The organism is Massilibacteroides vaginae, from assembly GCF_900178525.1.
Classification (GTDB): Bacteria; Bacteroidota; Bacteroidia; order Bacteroidales; family Tannerellaceae; genus Massilibacteroides; species Massilibacteroides vaginae.
Map to the genome: position 1 here is coordinate 87,988 of NZ_FXDJ01000008.1, position 22,567 is coordinate 110,554.

Consider the following 22,567-nt stretch of genomic DNA (forward strand, 5'->3'; position numbering starts at 1 on the left):
CTCAATGAAAAAATTAATCTCTCTCCCCCCGAATCTTGTTGAAACAATATATGATGTATTTAATTTAGACCGATCGGAATGGTTTGCTTATTCTGATCCGGTTGACAAACAATTGGGTTCCGGTGGAGGTACTTCCTGGTTGTTGAGTGCCTGTAAAGAGTCGGAAGAGCCGGATAGTTCAATGGAGGATTGGCTCAAAAAAGATAAAAGAATTATTCTTCATGCCGGCGGACAAAGTCGCAGGCTTCCTTCTTATGCTACCAGCGGTAAAGTATTAACGCCTATACCTGTGTTTCGCTGGGAGCGGGGGCAGAAACTAAATCAAAGTTTATTGTCGTTGCAGATTCCACTCTATGAGAAAATAATGGAAAAGGCTCCGGAAAAGTTACGCACTTTAATAGCCAGTGGCGATGTATATATACGTACAAATGAAACGCTTCAACCCATTCCTGATGCGGATGTGGTTTGTTACGGACTTTGGGTGGAGGCTTCCTTGGCAAAGAATCATGGCGTATTTGTCTCTCATCGGGATAAACCGGATGTGTTGGATTGTATGTTGCAGAAACCGACTGTTGAAGAACTGGGTAAATTGAACCAGACACATTTCTTTTTGATGGATATCGGCATCTGGCTGTTAAGTGATCGTGCGATGGAAGTGCTCATGAAGCGTTCACGCGTTTCCGAAGGCTTTACGAAATATGATCTGTATGGTGAGTTCGGACTTGCTTTAGGTGAGCATCCACGGATAGAAGATGAAGAAGTTAATCAATTAAAGGTGGCTATTCTTCCTTTATCCGGAGGTGAGTTTTATCATTACGGAACAAGCAGGGAATTGATTTCATCTACTTTGGCTGTACAGAACCGTGTGCGCGATCAGCGGGCAATAATGCACCGGAAGGTGAAGCCTCACCCCGCCATGTTTGTACAGAATGCCGTAGTCGATATTAAACTCACAGCCAACAATTCCGAGTTGTGGATAGAAAATAGTCATATCGGTGCGAACTGGGTGTTGAATCACAAACATATTCTGACCGGGATTCCCCGAAACAACTGGTCGTTAACATTGCCTGTTGGTGTATGTGTTGATATCACGCCTTACGGACAAACAAAATATGCCGTCAGGCCTTATGGCTTTGAAGATGCTTTTCGCGGCGCTTCCGATAATCCGGACACAACATTTATCGGACAATCTGTTCTCCAGTGGATTACCGAACGAAAATTTGTTGTTACTGCCTTTGATGATATACAGGATGCTTGTTTGTTTCCCTTGCTTGAAAGAGCAGAAGAGATGGAACTTGTGCTCCGCTGGATGCTGAATGAGCCTGAGTTGAAAGAAGGAGAGGAGCTTTGGCTTGAGGCGGAAAAAGTGTCGGCTAATCAGATCCTTATGTCGGCCAATCTGGAGCGATTAGTAAAGCAACGCACGGAGTATTGTTCGCATAATTGGCCCATATTAGCCGGCAATCATGAAAAAAGCGTTTTCTATCAATTGGATTTGAAAGACGCGGCACATTCTTTTGTGCAGAATAAATTAAATCTTCCTGCCGCTTTGCCCGAAGACGCGCCTTTGATAAAGCAAGTTCATGACAATATGTTTCGCGCTGAAGTGTTGCGTTTGCAGGGGTGCGAATTTGAACAAGAGGAAAAAACTGCATTTACGTTGTTGCAAGAAGGATTAGTCGGACTCTTAAGAAATAAGAAACAACAACCCACGCTGAGTGTCTATCATGACCAGATCGTTTGGTCGCGAAGTCCGGTACGCATAGACCTTGCCGGAGGATGGACGGACACTCCGCCGTATTGTTTATATGTAGGTGGCAATGTGGTGAATGTGGCTATCGAATTGAATGGGCAGCCCCCTTTACAGGTTTATATTAAGCCCTCTAAAGAATATAAAATCATTCTGCGATCTATAGACTTAGGCGCGATGGACGTTGTTTCAACCTGGGATGAATTAAGAAATTTCCATACAATAGGCTCTCCTTTTTCTATTCCTAAAGCGGCATTGGCGTTAGCTGGTTTTCTGCCGGAATTTTCGGAAGAAAAGCACAGTTCATTGTCCGATCAGTTGAAAGCCTTTGGGGCGGGAATAGAAATAACACTTTTATCTGCCATTCCGGCCGGTTCCGGATTGGGAACAAGCTCCATTTTGGCTGCAACCGTATTAGGGGCTCTTTCGGATTTCTGCGGATTAACCTGGGATAAGAACGAGATAGGAAACCGTACGCTTATTCTGGAACAACTGTTGACTACCGGAGGTGGCTGGCAGGATCAGTACGGAGGGATACTTCATGGACTAAAGCTATTACAAACAGATGAAGGATTTGATCAGACACCAGCTGTGCGTTGGTTGCCCGAATACTTGTTTACAGATGCAGAATACAATTCTTGCCATTTACTGTACTATACAGGAATAACAAGAACCGCTAAAAATATTTTGTCGGAGATCGTGCGAGGAATGTTCTTGAATAGCGCTCAGCATCTTAGCCTGTTAACCGAGATGAAAGCGCACGCTCTGGATATGTATGATGCAATTCAGCATGGCGATTTTTCATTATACGGAAGTCTGATTAAAAAAACATGGGAATTGAATAAGGCCTTGGATAGCGGAACGAATCCTCCGGCAATCGAATATATGATATCGCAGATTACCGATTATGTACAAGGCTATAAACTTCCGGGTGCAGGTGGGGGAGGTTATCTTTATATGGTAGCCAAAGACCCGGCCGCCGCTGTAAAAATTAAACAAATACTTCAGGAGTCCAAAGGTTCGGACAACGCGCGTTTTGTCGATATGAACCTTTCCCGGACAGGATTACAAATCAGTCGTTCGTAGTTTTTTAGATCCTAAAAAACACGTTTTTGTAAGCCTTGAATTTCAACCGCTGTAGAGGTCGAAAAACATAAAGGTTATTTTTCGAAAAATAACCTTTATATTTTAAAAAATAACCTTTATGTTTTCAAAGATAAAGGTTATGAAAAAACTTGATCTGATTTCGTGGGTGAAATCATATTGAGTTGTTGATAAATTGGTGTAACTTAGCGGCTATATTTGATAAGAGAAAAATAAAGTAGGTAAAGTATGGGAATTTTCAGCTTTTTCAGCAGGGAAAAGAAAGAAACATTAGATAAAGGGTTGTCTAAAACAAAGGAAAGTGTTTTTTCAAAACTCACCCGGGCAATTGCAGGTAAAAGTAAGGTCGACGATGATGTTTTGGATGAGCTGGAAGAGGTGTTGATCACTTCCGACGTTGGTGTGGAAACCACGTTAAAGATCATCTCGCGTATAGAAAACCGGGCCGAGAAAGATAAATATGTAAACACCCAGGAGCTTACAGCTATTTTACGTGAAGAAATAGCCGCTTTGCTTACCGAAAACAATACTGAAGACGCTGACGGTTTTGTTGTTCCGCAAGAAAAGAAACCTTATGTAATTATGGTAGTAGGGGTAAACGGTGTAGGAAAAACTACGACTATCGGAAAACTGGCTTATCAGTTCAAGAAAGCCGGACATCGTGTTTATCTCGGCGCGGCCGATACATTTCGCGCGGCGGCTGTAGAACAGTTGGTTATCTGGGGTGAACGAGTTGATGTTCCGGTTGTTAAGCAGAAAATGGGAGCCGATCCCGCTTCGGTGGCTTTTGATACATTAAGTTCGGCCGTTGCCAATAAAGCGGATGTAGTTATAATCGATACCGCAGGCCGTTTGCACAATAAGATTAACCTGATGAACGAGTTAACCAAGATTAAAAATGTGATGAAGAAGGTTGTACCCGACGCGCCACACGAAGTGTTACTTGTGTTAGACGGTTCAACAGGGCAAAACGCATTTGAACAAGCGAAGCAGTTTACTGCTGCTACCGAAGTAAATGCGCTGGCTGTTACTAAATTAGACGGAACAGCCAAGGGAGGTGTAGTAATTGGTATTTCCGATCAATTCCATATTCCCGTGAAGTATATCGGGCTGGGAGAAGGCATGGAAGATCTGCAGGCTTTCAATAAAAAAGAATTTGTAAATTCTTTATTTGGTGAGTAATCAATAAACATGAGAAAAAATAAAGTAGACATAATTACACTGGGTTGTTCAAAAAATCTGGTGGATTCCGAGCAACTTATGCGCCAATTTGTAGCTAATGGGTATACCGTAGCGCATGATGCGGATAAGATAAACGGAGAAATTGTAGTGGTGAACACCTGCGGATTTATTGGTGACGCCCAGGAAGAATCTATTAATATGATTCTGGAATTAGGAGAGGCTAAGAAAAAGGGTAGGATAGGAGAGCTTTATGTGATGGGCTGCTTGTCTGAACGTTTTCTAACCGAAATGAAAAAAGAATTGCCCGAAGTGGATCGTTTTTATGGTAAGTTCAACTGGAAAGAACTGATCACCGATATGGGGAAATCATATAAAAAAGAATTAGCGTCAGACCGTGTGCTGACAACGCCTTCTCATTATGGTTACCTGAAGATAGCGGAAGGGTGCGATCGCACTTGCTCTTATTGCTCCATTCCTATTATAACGGGACGGTATCAGTCTCGTCCGATGGAAGAAATTGAGGATGAAGTAAAGAGGCTTGTTTCACAGGGAGTGAAGGAGTTTCAGGTGATAGCCCAAGACTTGACTTATTATGGCTTAGATGTTTATAAACGAATGGCTTTGCCGGAACTGCTGGAGCGGATCTCTGATATACAAGGTGTAAAATGGATACGTCTGCATTATGCCTATCCGGCACGCTTCCCGTATGATTTGTTGCGCGTAATGCGAGAACGGGAGAATATATGTAACTACCTTGATATCGCGTTGCAACACATCAGCGACCCGATGCTTAAATTAATGCGCCGCAACATAACCAAGGCGGAAACCTATGAATTATTGCAACGTATGCGTACGGAAGTTCCCGGCATTCACTTGCGCACCACATTGATGGTAGGGCATCCCGGAGAAACTGAACAGGACTTTGACGAATTAGTAGAGTTTACACGTAAAATACGTTTCGAACGAATGGGTGCATTTGCTTACAGTCACGAAACGGGCACGTACGCGCATAAAAAATATTCGGATGATATTCCTCAGGAAGTTAAGCAAGAGCGTCTGGACTATCTGATGCGTGTGCAGGAAGGTATTGCCGCGGAAATCAATGAAGCAAAAGTAGGACAGGTGCTTGAGGTGGTGATAGATCGTGAAGACGACGACTTCTATATTGGTCGTACACAGTTCGATTCTCCCGAGGTAGACCCTGAAGTATTGATTAATAAAAGCAAGCCACTGTCGGTGGGTGAGTTTTATAAAGTACAGATTGAACGTGCGGAGGCATTTGATCTATATGGAAAACCGGTTTGATGACCGGTTTTTCGTTTTTCGTTTTTAGATTTGTATATCTCTGAAAAAATCACTAATATCGCATGATAATTTAAACGAGTAATATTGTGAATAACAAAGAGTTGATAACCAAACTGTCGGACAGGATCAATTGCACTACACAGGAAACTTCAGATATGTTGTCTGCGCTATCTGATGTTATCGGCTCAAAACTCGTTAGCAATGATAGTATTTACCTACAGTCGTTTGGTTTGTTTGAAGTAAAAAAACGAGCCGAACGTATTTCCGTAAATCCGGTTAATGGTAAAAGATACTTGGTTCCTCCTAAATTAGTTCCTGTGTTTAAGCCGGGAACTACACTGAAAAACAGACTGAAAGATCTTGATGTAGAATGAACGAACGGTTAAATATATCAGATTTAGCCGCTTTGCTTGCGGAGTATACAGGAAAAGATAAGAAAATTTCCGAGGCTTTTCTACGGGAATTGATTGTGGTGATTTCTGACGCTTTGCTGGAAGACCGAATTGTAAAAGTGAAGGGTTTAGGTACCTTTAAAGTTATACCGGTTGAAGAAAGGGAAAGTGTTCATGTAAATACCGGCGAACGATTCATTATCCCTGCACACTCGAAGTTTACATTCACTCCGGATAAGGAGTTAAAAGAACAGGTAAACAAGCCATTCTCCTCTTTTGAAACAACCGAATTGAATGACGGTGTAACGTTTCCCGACGAAAAGGAAGAAGAGCCGAAAGAAGAATTGAAAGAGGAGGTAGTGAGTGATTCTAAACAGCAAGTAATTGATGTGCAGAATACGGAAAAAGTACAGGAGTCGGAACCTGAACCTGAACCTGAACCTGAACCTGAACCTGAACCGGCGTTAACAACAGAGCCAGAAACGGAAACGGGAACGGAAACTGAATCTGCACCGATAGAGGAGGAGGCAGTAGAAGAGAAGGCAGTTACCCCTGATGCAGATGCGGTAAAACCCGTACAGGCTGAGCCTGAAGAAGCGCAAATACCCCCTAAGCCTAAAAAGCAAAATGGAACATTGGTGTTTCTCGGTTTGTTTTTGGTGGCTTGTGTTATCGGTGGTGTTTTCTATTTTAATCTTATGCCCAAAAAAGCAAATAGTATAAAAGATATTAAACAAGAAAAGCTGGCTGAAGCAGAACCTGAGTCTGTTTCCTCCGAAGAACCTTCGGAATTAGTAGCTGATTCGACTTTGACTACAACAGTGAATAGCGTTGATACGATTAAAACAGAACCGAAGAAACCGGTGATTGTAAAGATTGTTCCCGATAGCCGATTAACCCTTATAGCTTTGGAGTATTATGGTCATAAAGCCTTCTGGGTGTATATTTATGAGCATAATAAAGCAATTGTAAATAATCCGAATAGCATTCAGATGGGAACCGAACTGGTTGTGCCGGATCCCGCGTTGTACGGAATTGACGCGAAAAATCCGGAATCTGTTGCCAAGGCAAAAGCAAAACAGGCAGAGATTAATTCCATGTTTAATTAAATTGTTTTTTGAAAAATAATAAAAAACAGTGGGATGTAAGTTAGTATTATTTAACGGCTAAAGTTAAGAATACGAATTTAACATTTCTAATTTTGTGCATTCATATTTAGTTGTGATAGAAAAAACAAAATATATAATAAAATAATAGTTGAATCTTATGAATCAGACAGTCGATATTCGTGAATTGAATGAGCGAATAGAAAGTAAAAGTTCTTTTGTGAACATGATTACCGTAGGGATGGATCAGGTAATTGTTGGACAAAAACATTTAGTTGAATCGTTATTGATTGGTCTGCTTTCTGACGGACACATCTTGTTGGAAGGGGTTCCGGGGTTAGCAAAGACACTTGCTATCAAAACACTATCCTCGTTAATTGACGCGCATTACAACCGAATTCAGTTTACACCGGACTTGTTGCCAGCCGACGTTTTGGGTACTATGATCTACAGCCAGAAAAAAGAAGAGTTTCAGGTTAAGCAAGGACCAATTTTCGCGAACTTTGTATTAGCGGATGAAATCAACCGTGCTCCGGCCAAAGTACAAAGTGCTTTGTTGGAGGCCATGCAGGAACGTCAGGTTACAATTAGTGAGAAGACCTATAAGTTGCCCGAACCGTTTTTGGTTATGGCTACACAAAACCCCATTGAGCAGGAAGGTACTTATCCGTTGCCGGAAGCGCAGGTAGACCGTTTTATGCTTAAGGTGGTGATCAACTATCCGAAAAAAGAAGAGGAAAAACTAATTATTCGTCAGAATATCGGAGGAGACAGACCTGCCATCAAACCGATTTTGACGAAAGAGGAAATAATGGAAGCCCGCAAGGTGGTTCGTGAAGTTTATTTGGATGAAAAAATCGAACGCTACATTGTTGATATCGTATTTGCTACCCGTTTCCCTCAGGAACATGGGTTGTCTAACCTGACAGGCATGATTGCTTTTGGTGCTTCTCCCCGTGCTTCTATAAATTTGGCTCTGGCAGCCCGTGCTTATGCGTTTATTAAACGTAGAGGTTACGTAATTCCGGAAGATATACGTGCCGTATGTTATGACGTGATGCGTCATCGTATTGGTTTGAGTTATGAAGCGGAAGCGAATAATTTAACTTCTGAAGAAGTAATTAGTGAAATATTGAATAAAGTAGAGGTACCTTGATGAATAGCAGTGTAGCTCCTTACCTGCTAACGATCGAAATAAGATAATTTGATTATGGAAACAAGTGAGCTGTTAAAGAAGGTACGACAGATCGAAATAAAAACGCGTGGTCTTTCCCGTAATATTTTCGCGGGGCAATATCATTCTGCTTTTAAAGGGCGCGGAATGGCATTTAGCGAGGTGCGCGAATATCAGTTCGGTGATGATATCCGGGATATAGACTGGAACGTGACGGCACGATACAACAAGCCTTATATTAAGGTTTTTGAAGAGGAACGTGAACTAACCGTGATGTTGCTGATCGACGTTTCCGGAAGCCGTGATTTTGGATCGGTTAATGTAATGAAGAAAGAGATCATTACTGAAATTGCTGCCACACTGGCTTTTTCTGCGATACAGAATAATGATAAAATCGGCGTGATCTTCTTTTCGGATAGGATAGAAAAATTTATACCTCCACAGAAAGGAAAGAAGCACATTCTGTATGTGATACGCGAATTGATCGATTTTAAACCGGAGCAATCCGGTACAGATATTTCTCATGTGTTGAAATATTTAACAAACGCGATAAAAAAGCGGTGTTCGGCATTTCTGATATCCGACTTTATTGATAAAGGTAATTTCAAGGATGCTTTGACAATCGCGAATCGTAAACATGATATGGTAGCCATTCAGGTGTATGACCGAAGAGAGGCTGAGCTACCTGCAGTGGGGCTGATGAAGATTAAAGACGCGGAAACCGGTGTGGAACGATGGATCGACAGTTCGTCAAAACGTGTTCGCGAGGCTTACGATCAATGGTGGCAAAAACGCCAGCGTGAGATGCTCGATTCGTTTAAGAAAAGTCGTGTTGATTCCGTTACCATACGTACCGAAGATGATTATGTGAGGGAGTTGATTTCCCTGTTTGAAAAACGTAATTAAGTATGATAAGATTTAGAAAATATAGCTGTTTATTATTTGTTCTTATTCAGGCTTTCTTTTGCAGCCAGCTTTTTGCGCAAAAGACGTTGATCGATGTGTCGGCTGATTCAACGGCTATACTTATTGGCGAACAAACCGTATTGCATTTGTCTATAACGACAGATAACGGACGTGAGGTATTACCGCTTATCCCTCGGGATACATTAATGCGTGGAGTGGAGGTGTTGATGTTATCTCTGCCCGATACCACGCACATTGATAATGATCGTATTGTTATCAAGCAAGATATTCTGGTAACATCGTTTGACTCCGCTCTTTATCTGTTGCCTCCCTTGAAAGTGATAGATGGTCCGGATACAATAGCTTCGAATCAGATTGCGTTAAAAGTCTCCACTATTCCTGTGAATACGGATAATCCGGAGGAGTTTTATGATATTAAGTTGGTTTGGAAACCTCCTTTTGTGCTGGCAGACTATTATGCGCTGATTTATGGTATATTATTTCTTTTGTTCCTGATTTGTGTGATCGGTTATGTAATTCAACGTCTGCGAAACAGGAAGCCTTTAATACCTCAGAAAGCACCGGAACCCTTATTGCCTCCGCATGAACAGGCCGTGAAAGACCTGGATGAACTGAAGTTGCAGAAATTATGGCAACAAGGGCGCAATAAAGAGTATTATACGCTGCTTACGGATATTCTTCGTAAGTATATACTGGATCGTTTTTATATTAACGCGCAGGAAATGACTTCAGGAGAGATTTTGGCAAGCCTATATAAAACTTCAGATGTAGAATCTGTTTATTCGAATTTAAAACAGGTGCTTCAGTTGTCTGATTTGGTGAAATTTGCTAAACTGCATCCTCTTCCTGAAGAAAATGATCTGAGCTTGATGAATGCTTACTTATTTGTTAATCAGACAAAGATCGTTGAAGTGATTTCTCCTGAAAAAGAAGAATCAAAGAAAGAAGATGAAGGAGGTTTAACTGTAAATGATGATGTGAAATGATATTTGCTAATCCTATATATTTATATCTGCTGCTTCTGTTGATTCCTTTGATAGGTTGGTACATCTGGAAGTCGCGTAAAACGCAAGCCAGCTTGCAGGTGTCTTCGTCTCAGGCATTCGATGCACCTGCGGCCAGATCGTATAAAGTTTATCTACGGCATGTGCCCTTTATCTTACGGGTAGCGGCATTAGCGTTTCTTATTATTGTGCTTGCCAGACCGCAATCAACAGATAACTGGCAGAATACGTCTACGGAAGGTATTGATATACTGCTAACGATAGACGTATCGACAAGTATGTTGGCCGAAGATTTGAAGCCTAATCGTCTGGAGGCGGCAAAAGATGTAGCTGCGTCTTTCATAAGCGGTCGTCCGAATGATAATATCGGTTTGGTGATCTTTGCCGGCGAAAGCTTTACGCAATGTCCGTTGACGACTGATCATACTGTTTTACTCAACTTATTTAAAGATATTCAGTGTGGTATAATTGATGACGGTACAGCTATTGGCTTAGGACTGGCTAATGCCGTGAGCCGCATAAAGGACAGTCAGGCTAAATCCAAGGTGATTATTTTATTAACTGACGGTTCTAATAATATGGGAGAGATAGCTCCCGTAACAGCTGCCGAAATTGCCAAAACGTTTGGTATACGTGTATATACCGTTGGTGTTGGCACGGAAGGGGAAGCTCCTTATCCATTCCCTACAGCATTCGGGATACAATACCAGAATGTTAGAGTAGATATTGATGAGCCTACACTGAAACAAATTGCATCGACAACGGGCGGACAGTATTTTCGGGCAACAGATAATTCAAGCTTAAAAGAAATCTATTCAGAAATTGATAAGATGGAGAAAACTAAAATACAAGTTCAGGAATTCAGCAAGAAGCAAGAAGAATATAAAAACTGGGCGTTGATTGTTCTTGCTTTGTTGATGCTTGAAGTGTTGTTGAGAAGAACTATATTAAGGAATATACCATAAAAATAGAAGAGCTTATGTTTCGTTTTGCAAATCCCGAGTTTTTATACTTGTTGTTTACGCTTCCGGCTATCCTTATTTTTTATGTGTATTCTGTGATAGCCAAGAGGAAAGCGATTAAAAAATACGGTAATCCGGAACTCTTAAAGGAGTTGATGCCGGAAGTTTCTTCAAGTAGACAGAACCTGAAGTTCTGGTTGTTGTTTAGTGCAATAGGAATGATGATTTTTGTTGCTGCCGGTCCGCAGTTCGGATCCAAACTGGAAACAGTAAAGCGGCACGGGGTAGAGATAATGGTCTGTCTGGACGTTTCAAACTCCATGTTGGCAGAAGATGTAGCACCTAACCGTTTGGAAAAATCCAAGCAGATGCTTTCTCGTCTGACCGAAGGGTTTACCAACGATAAAGTCGGACTTATTGTTTTTGCCGGTGATGCCTTTACGCAATTACCGATTACGTCCGATTATATTTCGGCTAAGATGTTTTTGTCATCTATAACTCCGGAAATGGTTTCAACACAAGGAACAGCGATTGGTAAGGCCATTAATCTGGCAGTTCGCTCGTTTACCCCAAGTGAAGCTTCGGATAAAACAATTATACTGATTACCGATGGCGAAAACCATGAAGATGATGCTATAGGAGCGGCTAAAAAAGCTACGGAAAAGAATATTCATGTAAATATCGTAGGTATGGGGCAACCTAAAGGAGCACCCATTCCCATCGGAGGTGGTAATAACTTTATGAAAGACCGTGAAGGAAATGTTGTGATCTCAAAACTTAATGAACAGATGTGTCAGGAGATCGCTGCTGCCGGAAATGGTTTGTATGTGCGTGCGGATAATACGAACTCCGCGTTGCGAGCTTTGCAGAATGAGATTGAAAAATTGAACAAATCAGAGCTTGAGAGTAAAGTTTATTCTGAATATGACGAACAATTTCAGATTTTGGCATGGTTTGTGTTAGCTTTGTTAGTTGCTGAATGCTTAATCATGGATCGGAGAAACAGAATCTTTAGAAAGGTAAAGTTATTCTCTTAATAATGTAAAGATGATGAAAACAGTAAATACATTAATATTATTCTTGTTGGTTTTCCTTTTTGTTCCTGCTGTGGTTAGTGCTCAGAAAGCAGAAAGGAAGAACCTTCGTGATGGTAATAAATTATATACAAAAGAAAAGTTTACAGAGTCTGAGATAGCTTATCGGAAAAGTCTTGAAGTTAATCCACGCTCGATAGAGGGTACCTATAATTTGGGTAATGCGCTATATAAGCAGCAAAAATTTCCGGAAGCGGCAGAGCAGTATCAATTGCTGGCCGGTCAGACTGAATATTTATTGGCAGATCAAAAGAATGTACCTCGTTTAGCTGAAGTATTTCATAATTTGGGTAATATCGGTATGCAGAACAAAGAATACGATAAGAGTGTAGAGGCATATAAAATGTCTTTACGTTTGAATCCTAAAGATGATGAAACACGATATAACCTGGCGTTGGCTCAGAAACTTTTGCAAGATCAACAAAACCAGGAACAAGATGGCCAGGATGATCAGAATGAAGAAAATAAGGATAATCAGGACAATAAAGAAGATCAGCAAAATCAGGATCAGCAACAACAACAGCAGCCTGAAGATAAGAAAGAAGATAAAACGCAAGAACAGCCTCAGCAGAATGAACAAATGAGTCAGGATAATGCTCAGCAAATTCTGGATGCCTTCCTGCAAGATGAAAAAGATACACAGGAAAAGGTAAAGAAAGCGCAAATGCAACAGCAAGAACGCCGGAAAACCGAGAAAGAATGGTAAACGTGATTAATAACGATATAAACAAACAGAGATAATGAGGAAATTAATTTTCTTATTCATTTTATTTATCACCGTAGGGAATGCATTAAAAGCTCAAGATGTCAGCTTTAGAGCCTCTGCGCCTGAAGCTGTTGTGGTAGGACAACAATTTCGGTTGAGCTTTACTGTTAATGCCGAAGGAAAAGATTTCAGGGCACAGGAAATGCCCGACTTTGAAGTGTTAATGGGACCTACTCAATCAAAGTCCTACAATACATCTTGGGTTAACGGGAAAACCTCGAGCGAAACAACTATTACTTACACCTATGTTCTCCTGGCAAAGAAGGAAGGGACATTTACTATTCCTCCGGCAACGATCAAGGTAAAGAATTCAAACTATACATCAAACGGGGTGTCGGTTAAAGTTCTGCCTCCCGATCAGACCGATAAAGCAGAAGCTTCAGCAGGTAGTTCCGCTGCTTCCGGAATATCTAATACGGACTATTTTATCCGGATGGAAGTGTCAAAACGTAATGTGTATGAACAGGAAGGTTTTTTAGTGACATTTAAATTATATGCTTCGCAAATATGTCAGCTAACGCGGCAGAAATTTCCCGAGTTTGAAGGATTTCTGGCTCAGGAAATAGATTTGCCGGATAAACAATGGGTTCAGGATCATTACAACGGACGTAACTATTGGACAGTGACTTTAAGGCAGACAGTGCTTTATCCGCAACGTTCGGGCAAGATTACAATCGATGCGGGAACCTTTGACGCAGGTATTCGCGTACGTATACAAAGACAAGGTGGCGGCTCTATATTTGACGATTTCTTTGATAGTGGCTATCAAAACGTGAGCAAAGAGTTGAAAACATCTCCTGTAACAATTGATGTAAAGGCATTACCATCAGGAAAGCCTGCTTCTTTTTCCGGTGCAGTAGGCAACTTTACGATGAATTCCGAAATAAGTTCAAATCAGGTAAAAGCAAACGAGGCGGTTACTGTTAAAGTCAAAATAGAAGGTAACGGTAATCTCCGTGTGTTGAAAAATCCGGATGTGAAATTTCCGAATGATTTTGAAGTTTATGACCCTAAAGTTGAAAATAATATCCGTACCACTACATCGGGTGTATCAGGCAGCAAAGTAATTGAATATATGGCTATTCCTCGTTTTGCAGGCGATTTTGAAATACCGGCAATTCAATTCTCTTATTTTGATACAAAAACAGGAGCTTATAAGACGCTTTCTTCCCAACCATTTAAACTACAAGTGGAAAAAGGGGCGGAAGGTGAAGGTACTGGAGCTCCGGTCGTTTCTAACTTTACAAACAGAGAGAGCGTTAAGTTTTTAGGTAATGATATTCGCTATCTTAAAGTAAAAGGAGTCCGTTTCGTTCCGGTTGAAGAGATATTCTTTGGAACATTCGTCTATATACTATGCTATCTGATTCCTGCAATATTATTTATTGTATTCTTCATTATTTACCGTAAACAAGTGAAAGAAAACTCTGACTTGGCATTGGTACGTACAAAGAAAGCCAACAAGATGGCTGTACGCCGACTAAAAAGTGCCGGTGTATTCCTTAAGGAGAATAAGAAAGAGGAATTTTATGAAGAAGTGCTTCGTGCGCTGTGGGGTTATTTGAGTGATAAATTAAACATCCCTCGGGCAGAATTAGCAAAAGATAATGTTGAAAACGAGTTGACGAAGTATGGTGTATCAGAAGAGCTTATCAAAGAATTTTTGGATATTCTGAATACTTGTGAGTTTGCTCGATATGCTCCCGCACAAACTTCGGACGCGATGGATAAATTGTATGAGCAAACGGTAGAAGCCATTGGTAAAATGGAAAATACGATAAAAAGATAAGAGGAGATCGATGGTTATGAAAAATATATTATTGTTATTATCCCTATTATTATTCTCTGTAACATCATCATTTGCGCAAGAGAATGTTATAAAGGAAGCAGAAACTGCTTATACGCAAGAAGACTTTTCGAAGGCTATTGAGCTTTATGAAGGTATTCTGAAAACCTATGGAGCATCTGCTGAAATCTATTATAATTTAGGAAATGCTTATTTTAAAGCCGGAGAGGTAGCTCCTTCAATTTTGAATTACGAACGAGCTTTATTGATCGACCCGGCTGATGGGGATATACGTTTTAACCTAAACATAGCGAAACAGAAAACGGTTGACCGCATAGAACCTATTGGCCAATTCTTTTTAGTAAAATGGTTTGAAGGTGTACAGAATATCCTGAGTGTAAACTCCTGGGGAGCGATTGGTATTGTTTGCTTTATTGCTTTAATCGGCTGTTTGTTTTTGTTTTTCTTCTCGAAATGGATCCGTTTGAAAAAGATAGGCTTTTATGTCGGATTACTGATGCTGTTTGTTGTGATTCTGTCAAATGTTTTTGCTTCAAAACAAAAACATAACTTGCTGAACAGAAATAGCGCGATCGTTTTTTCTTCAACAGTGACTGTAAAAAGTTCTCCGGATATGAGTGGGACCGACCTCTTTGTTGTGCATGAAGGAACAAAGGTATTTGTTAGAAGTACACTTGGAGAATGGGCGGAAATAGAATTAGAAGACGGGCATGTAGGATGGATGCCAAGTAAGGATATAGAAAAAATATAAAATGCTTGAACAACTTTTACATTACGAACGCGATGCTTTCTTTTTCCTTAATGGAAGCGATTCTGTTTATCTTGACCATTTTATGTGGTTGTTTTCAGGTAAAGTTGTATGGTTTCCACTTGCCCTTTTAATTCTATTTGTTTTATGCTATAAAAAAAATTGGAAAGAGGTATTATTCGTATTACTTGCTATTGTATTGGTTATAACATTATGCGATCAGTTTGCTTCCCATTTCTGCAAACCCTTTTTTGCACGTTATCGCCCTACTTCTCATCCTAATTTTATGGAAGACGTGGCTACTGTCTTTGGCTACAGAAGTGGTAAATACGGGTTCATATCCAGTCATGCCGCGAATGCATTTGGGTTTGCAACGTTTACCACCCTGCTTTTCAGGCATAAACTTTATGGTTTTACTATTTTCCTTTGGTCTATCGTTACTGCCTATACGCGGATCTATTTAGGTGTTCATTTTATTTCTGATGTTGCTTTTGGGGCGTTAGCCGGTGTTTTCTTTGGGTATATGGTTTATTATCTATATCTGTATGCCAGAAAGAAGATTCTTGGTGATGAAATCACTATTCCTGAACGGATCTATAGCAATGAGAGTAAAAATTTGATATCCTACGCCATTTACATTAATATTATTTTGATGTTGATATTAAACACCAAATTGGTCAACCTTATCCGATCGTAAACTACTGCTCTATACATGCCGTAAAGCATGTTTATTACAAATCTATTTCATTCACAATAATTTGTTTCTCTTGTTTATATTGGCTAAGTTAGTGGCATGTTAATAATTCATATATAAACTTCAAAATAGATAGACCATGACAAAAACAATCACTTTTAATGAGCTGCGTCGCTTGAAAGACAGTCTTCCTGATGGAAGTACTCACCGTATAGCAGACGAATTAGGCGTAACAGTTGAAACTGTTAGAAACTATTTTGGTGGACAGAACTATAAATCTGGCATGAGTTGTGGTATCCACATTGAACCGGGACCTGATGGTGGAATTGTTGTTTTGGACGACACTTCTATTTACGACCGGGCGTTGGAAATATTAGCGGAAAGTGAAGTGGTGTCTGTGACACCGGAATCTTAGCAGAAAAGAAAATGTTTAAATGAAATCCCTTAGTCGTCAAAAACTTAGGGATTTTTTTGTTTAACGTCTAAATGAAATTATTATGGAAAGTAAATTAATAACATTAGCAATTCATACCTTCGAAAGGGCACAGATACTGAAAACTATTCTTGAATCAGAAGGTATTGAGGTATACATTCACAATGTAAATCAGATTCAGCCTGTTGTTTCAGCAGGAGTTAGAGTGCGCATAAAAGAAAGTGACCTTCCTCATGCACTACGTGTAATTGAAGATGTGAAATGGTTTGAAGAACCGGAAAAAGAACCGGAAGAAAAGGATAAGGTAATATTGATTCCGGTTGACTTTTCAGACTATTCGTTAACGGCTTGTGAGATAGGGATCAATCATGCTGAACGAATGGGGGCGGAAGTTGTTTTGTTTCATGCCTATTTCAGCCCGTTTTTTCCATCGGCGATACCAATGACCGACTCGATTATTTATCAAGCAGGTGAAAATGAAGCGATGATAAATACGAGGAAGAAGGTTGAAGACGATATGAAAATACTCATGGCAGAATTAGATAAGAAAATAAAAGAAGCCGAACTGCCGGACGTAAAAATTACGGCTCTTCTTAGAGAAGGTATACCGGAAGAAGAAATCATTACTTATGCCAAGGAAATACGTCCGATTCTAATTGTAATGGGTACAAGAGGTAAGAGCCAAAAGGAAGCCGATCTTATAGGCAGTGTATCAGGCGAAGTGATAGAGATTTCAAAAGTTCCTGTTTTGGTTATACCCGAAAAAGTTCCTTTTAACGCCATAAACAACGTGAAGAATATCGCTTTTGCTACGTCTTTTAATCAGGAAGACTTGGTGATGTTTGATCGTTTCATGGAAATAATAAAAGGTTACGATTTAAATATCCATCTGTTTAATATATCGACCAGTAGAAATGAATGGAATGAAATACGCCTTACCGGTGTGCGTGAATACTTTAAGAAACAGTATCCCGAAGCATCAATTACGCATACGGTATTAGATGACGGTGATTTGTTACTTGCGGTAGAGCGTTTCGTTCGCGAAAAAAACATTGATATTATCGCGTTGAGCACATATCGACGGAATTTGCTGGCACGAATATTCAATCCGAGTATAGCCCGAAAGATGCTTTTCCATACAGACACGCCTTTGTTGGTTATGCACAGGTAAATCAGGTATTATAGAAAATGTTAATGTTTTTTTGTAATAGGTCGAGAACTATATTGAATAGATTGTTGTTTAATATATACAAAGCCAGAAATAAAATATGTAAATCTTTTATTTCACAGTAACAGGGATGTTATTAGTACTTTGTTAGTAGTATTTGTTTTTTCATATAAGTAGAGTTTGTTATTTGTTTGGTCCGTATGTAACTGTGAAGTTTTATACGGACTATTTTTTTTGTTAAATGGGAAATCCGCTGAGCCCCATTTTCCTTGTTTTTATAGCTAAAATAGGATTGTTTTTTGTGTTTTTTAAAGCGTTGATAATCAGTAGGCTATATCCGTCAAAAAACATAAAGGTTATTTCTTGAAAAATAAAGGTTATTTTCAAAAAAATAAAGGATATATTTTTTTAAATATAGTATTGTGAAAAAACGCGCTGTTTTTATGCTGAATTTTCTTACTCTGATTTGAAGTCGGAATTAACACAAAAATCACTACCAACCGAATAATAGTTGATCTGTTTTTTATTGACCTGAATTTGCACTTTTCCGTGTTTCGTATTTACTATAGGAATGTTTCTATTTATTTGACTATATTTATCCCCGGAATTTATTACAGATAATAATGGCTATTAAACGATTCGGTGTTTCACTTGAAGACTCTTTGCTGGAAGAGTTGGATACGTATGTGGATGAGAATGGGTTTGCAAACCGTTCTCAAGCAATCCGTTTTTTGATTGAGAAGAATGTAGCTGAAAGAAAATGGCAATGTAATCATGTGGTTGCCGGAACAATCGTAATCATGTATGAGCAGGAAAAGAAAGAAATAACAGCACGTATTTCTGCAATAGAAGGTATGTTTCAACAAGTTGTCCTTTCCTCTACAAACCACTATCTTGCCGGAAATCATTGCTTGCATATAACGGCTGTAATGGGCGAGGCGCATGTGTTGACGGAATTGGCCGACAAGTTAACTACTATCAAAGGTATTCGTCATGGAAAATTGGTTATGGGACGTGCCGATTGATATTTTTTTATCTATATAGTAACACGATTGTGCGAGAAGGTGTTACCTTTGGGGCTGGAAAGGAAGATATTTTATAAAGCTAATTATATGAAAAATGCGCTTGTTTTAAGTTTAGGACTATTGGTGTGTAGCCCTCTTTACGCAGATGAAACACAAAAGGTGGATAGCTTGATTAATTTGAAAGAGGTTGTTGTCTCTGCAAACAAAATCATTGTAAATAAAAACAGTGTTCCGCTAACTATCAGTGTTATAGGGCGTGATGAAATTGAGGCGAGCAGTGAATCTGCTTTGCTGCCCGTACTCTCGCAACGTGTACCGGGACTGTTCGTTACCCAAAAGGGAATTACCGGATTTGGTGTTTCAAAAGATGGTGCGGGAACAGTCAATGTGCGCGGAGTGGGGCAAGGCAATAAAGTGTTGATGCTTTTTGATGGACAGCCTCAGTGGGCAGGCATATTCGGTCATTCACTTCCGGATACGTACGTGGCTTCTGATGTTGATCGGGTGGAAGTGATCCGTGGACCGGGTTCGTTACTTTACGGATCGAACGCGATGGGAGGGGTTGTAAACATTATTACCCGTAAGCACCATCAGGAAGGGCGTCGCACGCAGGCCCGGGTGATGTATGGCTCGTACAATACACAGAAATACATGATCAATAATGGCTATAATTCCGGACGATTCAGCAGCTTTATTTCACTAAACCATGACAGAACAGACGGACATCGTGATAATGCTGAATTCCGGATTACCAATGGATTCGCTAAACTGGGTTATGAACTAAGCGACCAATTTAAGGCTACAGGAGATATTAGTCTGGCGAAATATAAAAATCAGAATCCGGGAGCTATTACAGCACCTCTGCTTGATAATGATATGGATATTCTTCGCGGAACAACTTCGCTGGCAGTAGAGAATAATTTCGGAAAGATAAGTGGTGCCATTCGTGCTTTTTATAACTGGGGAGACCATGAAATAAACGACGGTTATGCTGTAGGAGGTAATCCTCGTACATTTTTATTTAACTCCAATGACCACAACTATGGGGTGTTACTTTATCAATCATTTCATCTTTTGCCGGGCAACAGCTTTACACTTGGACTTGATTATAAAAACTGGGGTGGAAAAGCATGGAACGACAGTATTAACGGCAATCGTGAAGACATAGTTAATAAGAAAATAGATGAAACTGCCGGTTATTTAATCATGCAACAAGAACTTCTAAATATTTTTACACTCAACGCGGGGGTAAGATATGAATACAACAGTGTTTTCGGTGGCGAATGGGTGCCTCAGGCAGGAGTTGTGGCTCGTCCGTTTGCTGGGAATACCATCCGCGCTTCGCTATCAAAAGGATTCCGCAGTCCAAATATTCGCGAAATGTATATGTATCCTATACAAAACGCTAAACTTAAACCGGAATCTATGTTCAATTACGAGGTTGCTGTTTCGCAAAGCTTCCTCAACGGACGTCTTTTCGCTGAATTAACAGGATTTTATATTGATGGAAAAGATATGATAGAAAGGCGTGAGATAGATAACATACCATTAAACCGTAATGTGGGTGAATTCACAAACAAAGGAATAGAAGCCGAGCTACGTTTTCAGGTGCTGAACAACCTGAGCATAGACGCGAACTATAGTTATCTGGATACAAACAAACCCCTATTGGCTGCTCCAAAGAACCAGTTTTTTGCCGGAATCACGTATGCACCCGGACGTTTTAATTTTCATTTGAATACGCAATCCATTTCCGGACTATATACAAATGCTGAAAAAAACACTGATAAAGAAAGCTATACGTTGCTGAACGCAAGAGCAGCATACCGCTTTGGAACAAGAGATAAAGGAGCAAACATATTTGTTAAAGGAGAAAACCTAACAGCAGCTCGCTACGAAATCAATCAAGGTTTCCCAATGCCAAAAGCAATCTTTATGGGAGGAGTAGAAGTGACGTTTTAATTAGTTTAAGATGAAAATATATACAGTATAAGGCATTATATGACTTTCTTTTTATAAAAAGTAAGCCGAATTTCCTCTTTTGGGGAAATTCGGCTTACTTGTTATATTAGGTAAAGATCAGATATTAATTAATCTTACTCCTGATTTTTGTCAGGTATTCTTTCATGCTTGCTGTGTCTTTGTTTTTGATGATTTCCTGCAATACGCTTAACTCTTCCTGTATGCGTTCTATTTGATGGGGCGTACGGGGGTTGAAGAGGATTTCAGTAAGTAGGTAATCGTCTTCGGAAAGCAGTCCGCGAGCTATTTTCATGTGGCGTTTAAAGGTTGTTCCCGGTGCATCCTGATGCTTCATGATGGCTGCAAAAACCATCGTTGATGCAAAAGGAATTCCTAAAGAATAAGCTACTACGCGGTCGTGCTCGTCAAAGGTGTATTCGAAAATGTTCAGGTGGAGTTTCGCATACAGGTCACGGAAAAATACTTTGCCTAAGTGGTCGCTTTCGGAGATGATGATCGTGTTTTCTTTCTCCAGATTACCCATTCTTGCAAATGTAGGACCAAACATCGGGTGCGTGGAAACATAAGGAAATCCGCATGTTTTATAGAATTCCTGTAAGTTTGTTTTAACAGAAGCAATGTCTGATATAATACAATAGGGTTGCAGATAGGGGAGAACTGCCTTGAAGGCTTCAATCGTGTAGTTGAGCGTAACACAATTGATTACCAACTCGGGTGCAAAGTCTTTTATCTGCTCCGGTTTTTCCAGACGAAGGGCGTTGTAAATAAAACGCATCCGTTTCGGGTCACTTTCTAATACGGCCACTTCATGGTCGAAGCTGAGTAGGTCGGTGAAGAAAGATCCCATCTTTCCAGCACCAAGAATTAGTATTTTCATCCCTGTTGGTTCATTATAATCATCTGCTGACGAACAGATTCTTCGTGTATTTCTTTCAGTATCTCTTTTACAAACTCGGTGTTCAGTTCCATACTCTGTCCCATGTTTGCTCGTTTTTCAAGTATTTCGCTGTAGCGTGGAGATTGTAGGATTGGCATGTTGTGTTCTTTCTTATAAACACCTATTTCACGTGATATACGCATACGTTTAGCCAAAAGTTCGAGTAATTGTTCGTCAATAGAATCTATCTGATTACGAAGTTGAGAAAGATTTTCTGTTGTTTGCGTTTCGTTGCGAATTACCAGAAGGTTTAATACATAGTCGAGCACATCCGGGGTAATTTGTTGAGAGGCATCACTCAGGGCACAGTCCGGATTACAATGTGATTCAACGATTAGTCCATCAAAACTCAGGTCCATCGCTTGTTGACAAAGCGGAGCAATCAGTTCGCGCTTACCACCAATGTGACTTGGGTCACAGAATATCTCCAGTTCCGGCATACGACGACGAAGTTCGATTGGGATATGCCATAAAGGGAGGTTGCGGTATATTTTTTTATCGTATGAACTGAATCCACGATGAATTACACCAATACGACGGATTCCTGCGCCATATATACGCTCTATTGCTCCAATCCAAAGTTCAAGATCAGGATTAACCGGATTTTTGATCAATACGGGAATATCCACGCCTTTTAAAGCGTCGGCAATTTCCTGAACAGCAAATGGATTAACCGTTGTACGAGCACCGATCCAAAGTACGTCGATGCCGGCTTTCAACGCTTCTTCCACATGCGCCTTTGTTGCTACTTCAGTAGAAACATACATGCCGGTTTCTTCTTTTACCTTTTTCAACCACTGCAATCCTTCGGCTCCAACACCTTCAAACCCTCCGGGTTTTGTACGAGGTTTCCAGATTCCTGCACGGAATAATTTTACGCCTCTTGCTGCCAGTCCACGAGCTGTTTCCAATACTTGCTCTTCTGTTTCGGCGCTGCATGGCCCTGCAATAACAATCGGGCGTTTAGTATCTATTCCCGGTAATGCGATTGATTCTAACTTCATTT

General features: G+C 40.2%; 20 protein-coding genes. 18 read left to right on the top strand and 2 right to left on the bottom strand.

The window, feature by feature from the left end; translation table 11 throughout:
* Positions 1-4 precede the first annotated feature (4 nt).
* From B9Y81_RS05855 to B9Y81_RS05940, 18 genes are all read left to right on the top strand, one after another.
* Positions 5-2,836, top strand: a complete 2,832-nt coding sequence (locus B9Y81_RS05855) for a bifunctional fucokinase/fucose-1-phosphate guanylyltransferase (protein WP_085536077.1) — start codon at positions 5-7, stop codon at positions 2,834-2,836.
* A 246-nt stretch (positions 2,837-3,082) separates the two neighbouring features.
* Positions 3,083-4,036: a signal recognition particle-docking protein FtsY gene (gene ftsY, locus B9Y81_RS05860; protein ID WP_085536078.1), complete on the top strand. Its 954-nt coding sequence runs from the start codon at positions 3,083-3,085 to the stop codon at positions 4,034-4,036.
* 9 nt (positions 4,037-4,045) lie between these two features.
* Positions 4,046-5,341 carry a 30S ribosomal protein S12 methylthiotransferase RimO gene (gene rimO, locus B9Y81_RS05865; protein ID WP_085536079.1) on the top strand — a complete coding sequence of 432 codons (1,296 nt, stop codon included), beginning with the start codon at positions 4,046-4,048 and terminating at the stop codon, positions 5,339-5,341.
* 86 nt (positions 5,342-5,427) lie between these two features.
* Positions 5,428-5,715, top strand: coding sequence for an HU family DNA-binding protein (locus B9Y81_RS05870; protein WP_085536080.1), 288 nt, complete (start codon positions 5,428-5,430; stop codon positions 5,713-5,715).
* Positions 5,712-6,842, top strand: coding sequence for an HU family DNA-binding protein (locus tag B9Y81_RS05875; RefSeq protein WP_085536081.1), 1,131 nt, complete (start codon positions 5,712-5,714; stop codon positions 6,840-6,842). The genes B9Y81_RS05870 and B9Y81_RS05875 overlap by 4 nt, the downstream gene beginning before the upstream one ends.
* Positions 6,843-6,999: 157 nt before the next feature.
* The gene (locus tag B9Y81_RS05880; RefSeq protein ID WP_085536082.1) at positions 7,000-7,995 is read left to right on the top strand and encodes an AAA family ATPase; all 996 of its coding nucleotides are present in this window, start codon (positions 7,000-7,002) and stop codon (positions 7,993-7,995) included.
* A gap of 54 nt (positions 7,996-8,049) precedes the next feature.
* Complete coding sequence (locus B9Y81_RS05885; protein ID WP_085536083.1) at positions 8,050-8,919, top strand: DUF58 domain-containing protein; 870 nt, start codon at positions 8,050-8,052, stop codon at positions 8,917-8,919.
* Positions 8,920-8,924: 5 nt separating this feature from the next.
* Positions 8,925-9,926 (top strand): hypothetical protein, encoded by a 1,002-nt coding sequence (locus tag B9Y81_RS05890; protein WP_085536535.1) that lies wholly within the window; start codon positions 8,925-8,927, stop codon positions 9,924-9,926.
* Positions 9,923-10,909 (top strand): vWA domain-containing protein, encoded by a 987-nt coding sequence (locus B9Y81_RS05895; protein ID WP_085536084.1) that lies wholly within the window; start codon positions 9,923-9,925, stop codon positions 10,907-10,909. The genes B9Y81_RS05890 and B9Y81_RS05895 overlap by 4 nt, the downstream gene beginning before the upstream one ends.
* Before the next feature lie 14 nt (positions 10,910-10,923).
* Entirely contained in the window at positions 10,924-11,943 is a 1,020-nt protein-coding gene (locus tag B9Y81_RS05900) for a vWA domain-containing protein (protein ID WP_085536085.1), read from the top strand.
* 13 nt (positions 11,944-11,956) lie between these two features.
* Positions 11,957-12,706, top strand: a complete 750-nt coding sequence (locus B9Y81_RS05905; RefSeq protein ID WP_085536536.1) for a tetratricopeptide repeat protein — start codon at positions 11,957-11,959, stop codon at positions 12,704-12,706.
* A 34-nt stretch (positions 12,707-12,740) separates the two neighbouring features.
* A complete protein-coding gene (locus B9Y81_RS05910; RefSeq protein WP_085536086.1) occupies positions 12,741-14,555 on the top strand; it encodes a BatD family protein in 1,815 nt (604 codons plus the stop codon).
* Between the two features lie 16 nt (positions 14,556-14,571).
* Positions 14,572-15,324, top strand: a complete 753-nt coding sequence (locus B9Y81_RS05915) for a tetratricopeptide repeat protein (RefSeq protein ID WP_085536537.1) — start codon at positions 14,572-14,574, stop codon at positions 15,322-15,324.
* Position 15,325: 1 nt separating this feature from the next.
* Complete coding sequence (locus B9Y81_RS05920) at positions 15,326-16,018, top strand: phosphatase PAP2 family protein (RefSeq protein WP_085536087.1); 693 nt, start codon at positions 15,326-15,328, stop codon at positions 16,016-16,018.
* 136 nt (positions 16,019-16,154) lie between these two features.
* Positions 16,155-16,430 carry a DNA-binding protein gene (locus B9Y81_RS05925; RefSeq protein WP_085536088.1) on the top strand — a complete coding sequence of 92 codons (276 nt, stop codon included), beginning with the start codon at positions 16,155-16,157 and terminating at the stop codon, positions 16,428-16,430.
* Between the two features lie 82 nt (positions 16,431-16,512).
* Positions 16,513-17,619: a universal stress protein gene (locus B9Y81_RS05930; protein WP_085536089.1), complete on the top strand. Its 1,107-nt coding sequence runs from the start codon at positions 16,513-16,515 to the stop codon at positions 17,617-17,619.
* Between the two features lie 620 nt (positions 17,620-18,239).
* Positions 18,240-18,641, top strand: a complete 402-nt coding sequence (locus B9Y81_RS05935) for a CopG family ribbon-helix-helix protein (RefSeq protein WP_085536090.1) — start codon at positions 18,240-18,242, stop codon at positions 18,639-18,641.
* Between the two features lie 87 nt (positions 18,642-18,728).
* Positions 18,729-20,603, top strand: a complete 1,875-nt coding sequence (locus B9Y81_RS05940; protein WP_085536091.1) for a TonB-dependent receptor plug domain-containing protein — start codon at positions 18,729-18,731, stop codon at positions 20,601-20,603.
* A gap of 124 nt (positions 20,604-20,727) precedes the next feature.
* On the opposite strand, the gene B9Y81_RS05945 is transcribed toward B9Y81_RS05940, so the two are convergent.
* A complete protein-coding gene (locus B9Y81_RS05945; protein ID WP_085536092.1) occupies positions 20,728-21,501 on the bottom strand; it encodes a prephenate dehydrogenase in 774 nt (257 codons plus the stop codon).
* Positions 21,498-22,565: a bifunctional 3-deoxy-7-phosphoheptulonate synthase/chorismate mutase type II gene (locus tag B9Y81_RS05950; protein ID WP_095996261.1), complete on the bottom strand. Its 1,068-nt coding sequence runs from the start codon at positions 22,563-22,565 to the stop codon at positions 21,498-21,500. Before B9Y81_RS05950 ends, B9Y81_RS05945 begins: the two co-directional genes overlap by 4 nt.
* Between the last annotated feature and the right edge of the window lie 2 nt (positions 22,566-22,567).

Bases quoted from the DNA above. Each gene is read 5' to 3' on its own strand.
- B9Y81_RS05855 (WP_085536077.1), top strand. From the start codon at position 5: ATGAAAAAATTAATCTCTCTCCCCCCGAATCTTGTTGAAACAATATAT.
- ftsY (WP_085536078.1), top strand. From the start codon at position 3,083: ATGGGAATTTTCAGCTTTTTCAGCAGGGAAAAGAAAGAAACATTAGAT.
- rimO (WP_085536079.1), top strand. From the start codon at position 4,046: ATGAGAAAAAATAAAGTAGACATAATTACACTGGGTTGTTCAAAAAAT.
- B9Y81_RS05875 (WP_085536081.1), top strand. From the start codon at position 5,712: ATGAACGAACGGTTAAATATATCAGATTTAGCCGCTTTGCTTGCGGAG.
- B9Y81_RS05880 (WP_085536082.1), top strand. From the start codon at position 7,000: ATGAATCAGACAGTCGATATTCGTGAATTGAATGAGCGAATAGAAAGT.
- B9Y81_RS05885 (WP_085536083.1), top strand. From the start codon at position 8,050: ATGGAAACAAGTGAGCTGTTAAAGAAGGTACGACAGATCGAAATAAAA.
- B9Y81_RS05895 (WP_085536084.1), top strand. From the start codon at position 9,923: ATGATATTTGCTAATCCTATATATTTATATCTGCTGCTTCTGTTGATT.
- B9Y81_RS05900 (WP_085536085.1), top strand. From the start codon at position 10,924: ATGTTTCGTTTTGCAAATCCCGAGTTTTTATACTTGTTGTTTACGCTT.
- B9Y81_RS05905 (WP_085536536.1), top strand. From the start codon at position 11,957: ATGAAAACAGTAAATACATTAATATTATTCTTGTTGGTTTTCCTTTTT.
- B9Y81_RS05910 (WP_085536086.1), top strand. From the start codon at position 12,741: ATGAGGAAATTAATTTTCTTATTCATTTTATTTATCACCGTAGGGAAT.
- B9Y81_RS05915 (WP_085536537.1), top strand. From the start codon at position 14,572: ATGAAAAATATATTATTGTTATTATCCCTATTATTATTCTCTGTAACA.
- B9Y81_RS05920 (WP_085536087.1), top strand. From the start codon at position 15,326: ATGCTTGAACAACTTTTACATTACGAACGCGATGCTTTCTTTTTCCTT.
- B9Y81_RS05925 (WP_085536088.1), top strand. From the start codon at position 16,155: ATGACAAAAACAATCACTTTTAATGAGCTGCGTCGCTTGAAAGACAGT.
- B9Y81_RS05930 (WP_085536089.1), top strand. From the start codon at position 16,513: ATGGAAAGTAAATTAATAACATTAGCAATTCATACCTTCGAAAGGGCA.
- B9Y81_RS05935 (WP_085536090.1), top strand. From the start codon at position 18,240: ATGGCTATTAAACGATTCGGTGTTTCACTTGAAGACTCTTTGCTGGAA.
- B9Y81_RS05940 (WP_085536091.1), top strand. From the start codon at position 18,729: ATGAAAAATGCGCTTGTTTTAAGTTTAGGACTATTGGTGTGTAGCCCT.
- B9Y81_RS05945 (WP_085536092.1), bottom strand. From the start codon at position 21,501: ATGAAAATACTAATTCTTGGTGCTGGAAAGATGGGATCTTTCTTCACC.
- B9Y81_RS05950 (WP_095996261.1), bottom strand. From the start codon at position 22,565: ATGAAGTTAGAATCAATCGCATTACCGGGAATAGATACTAAACGCCCG.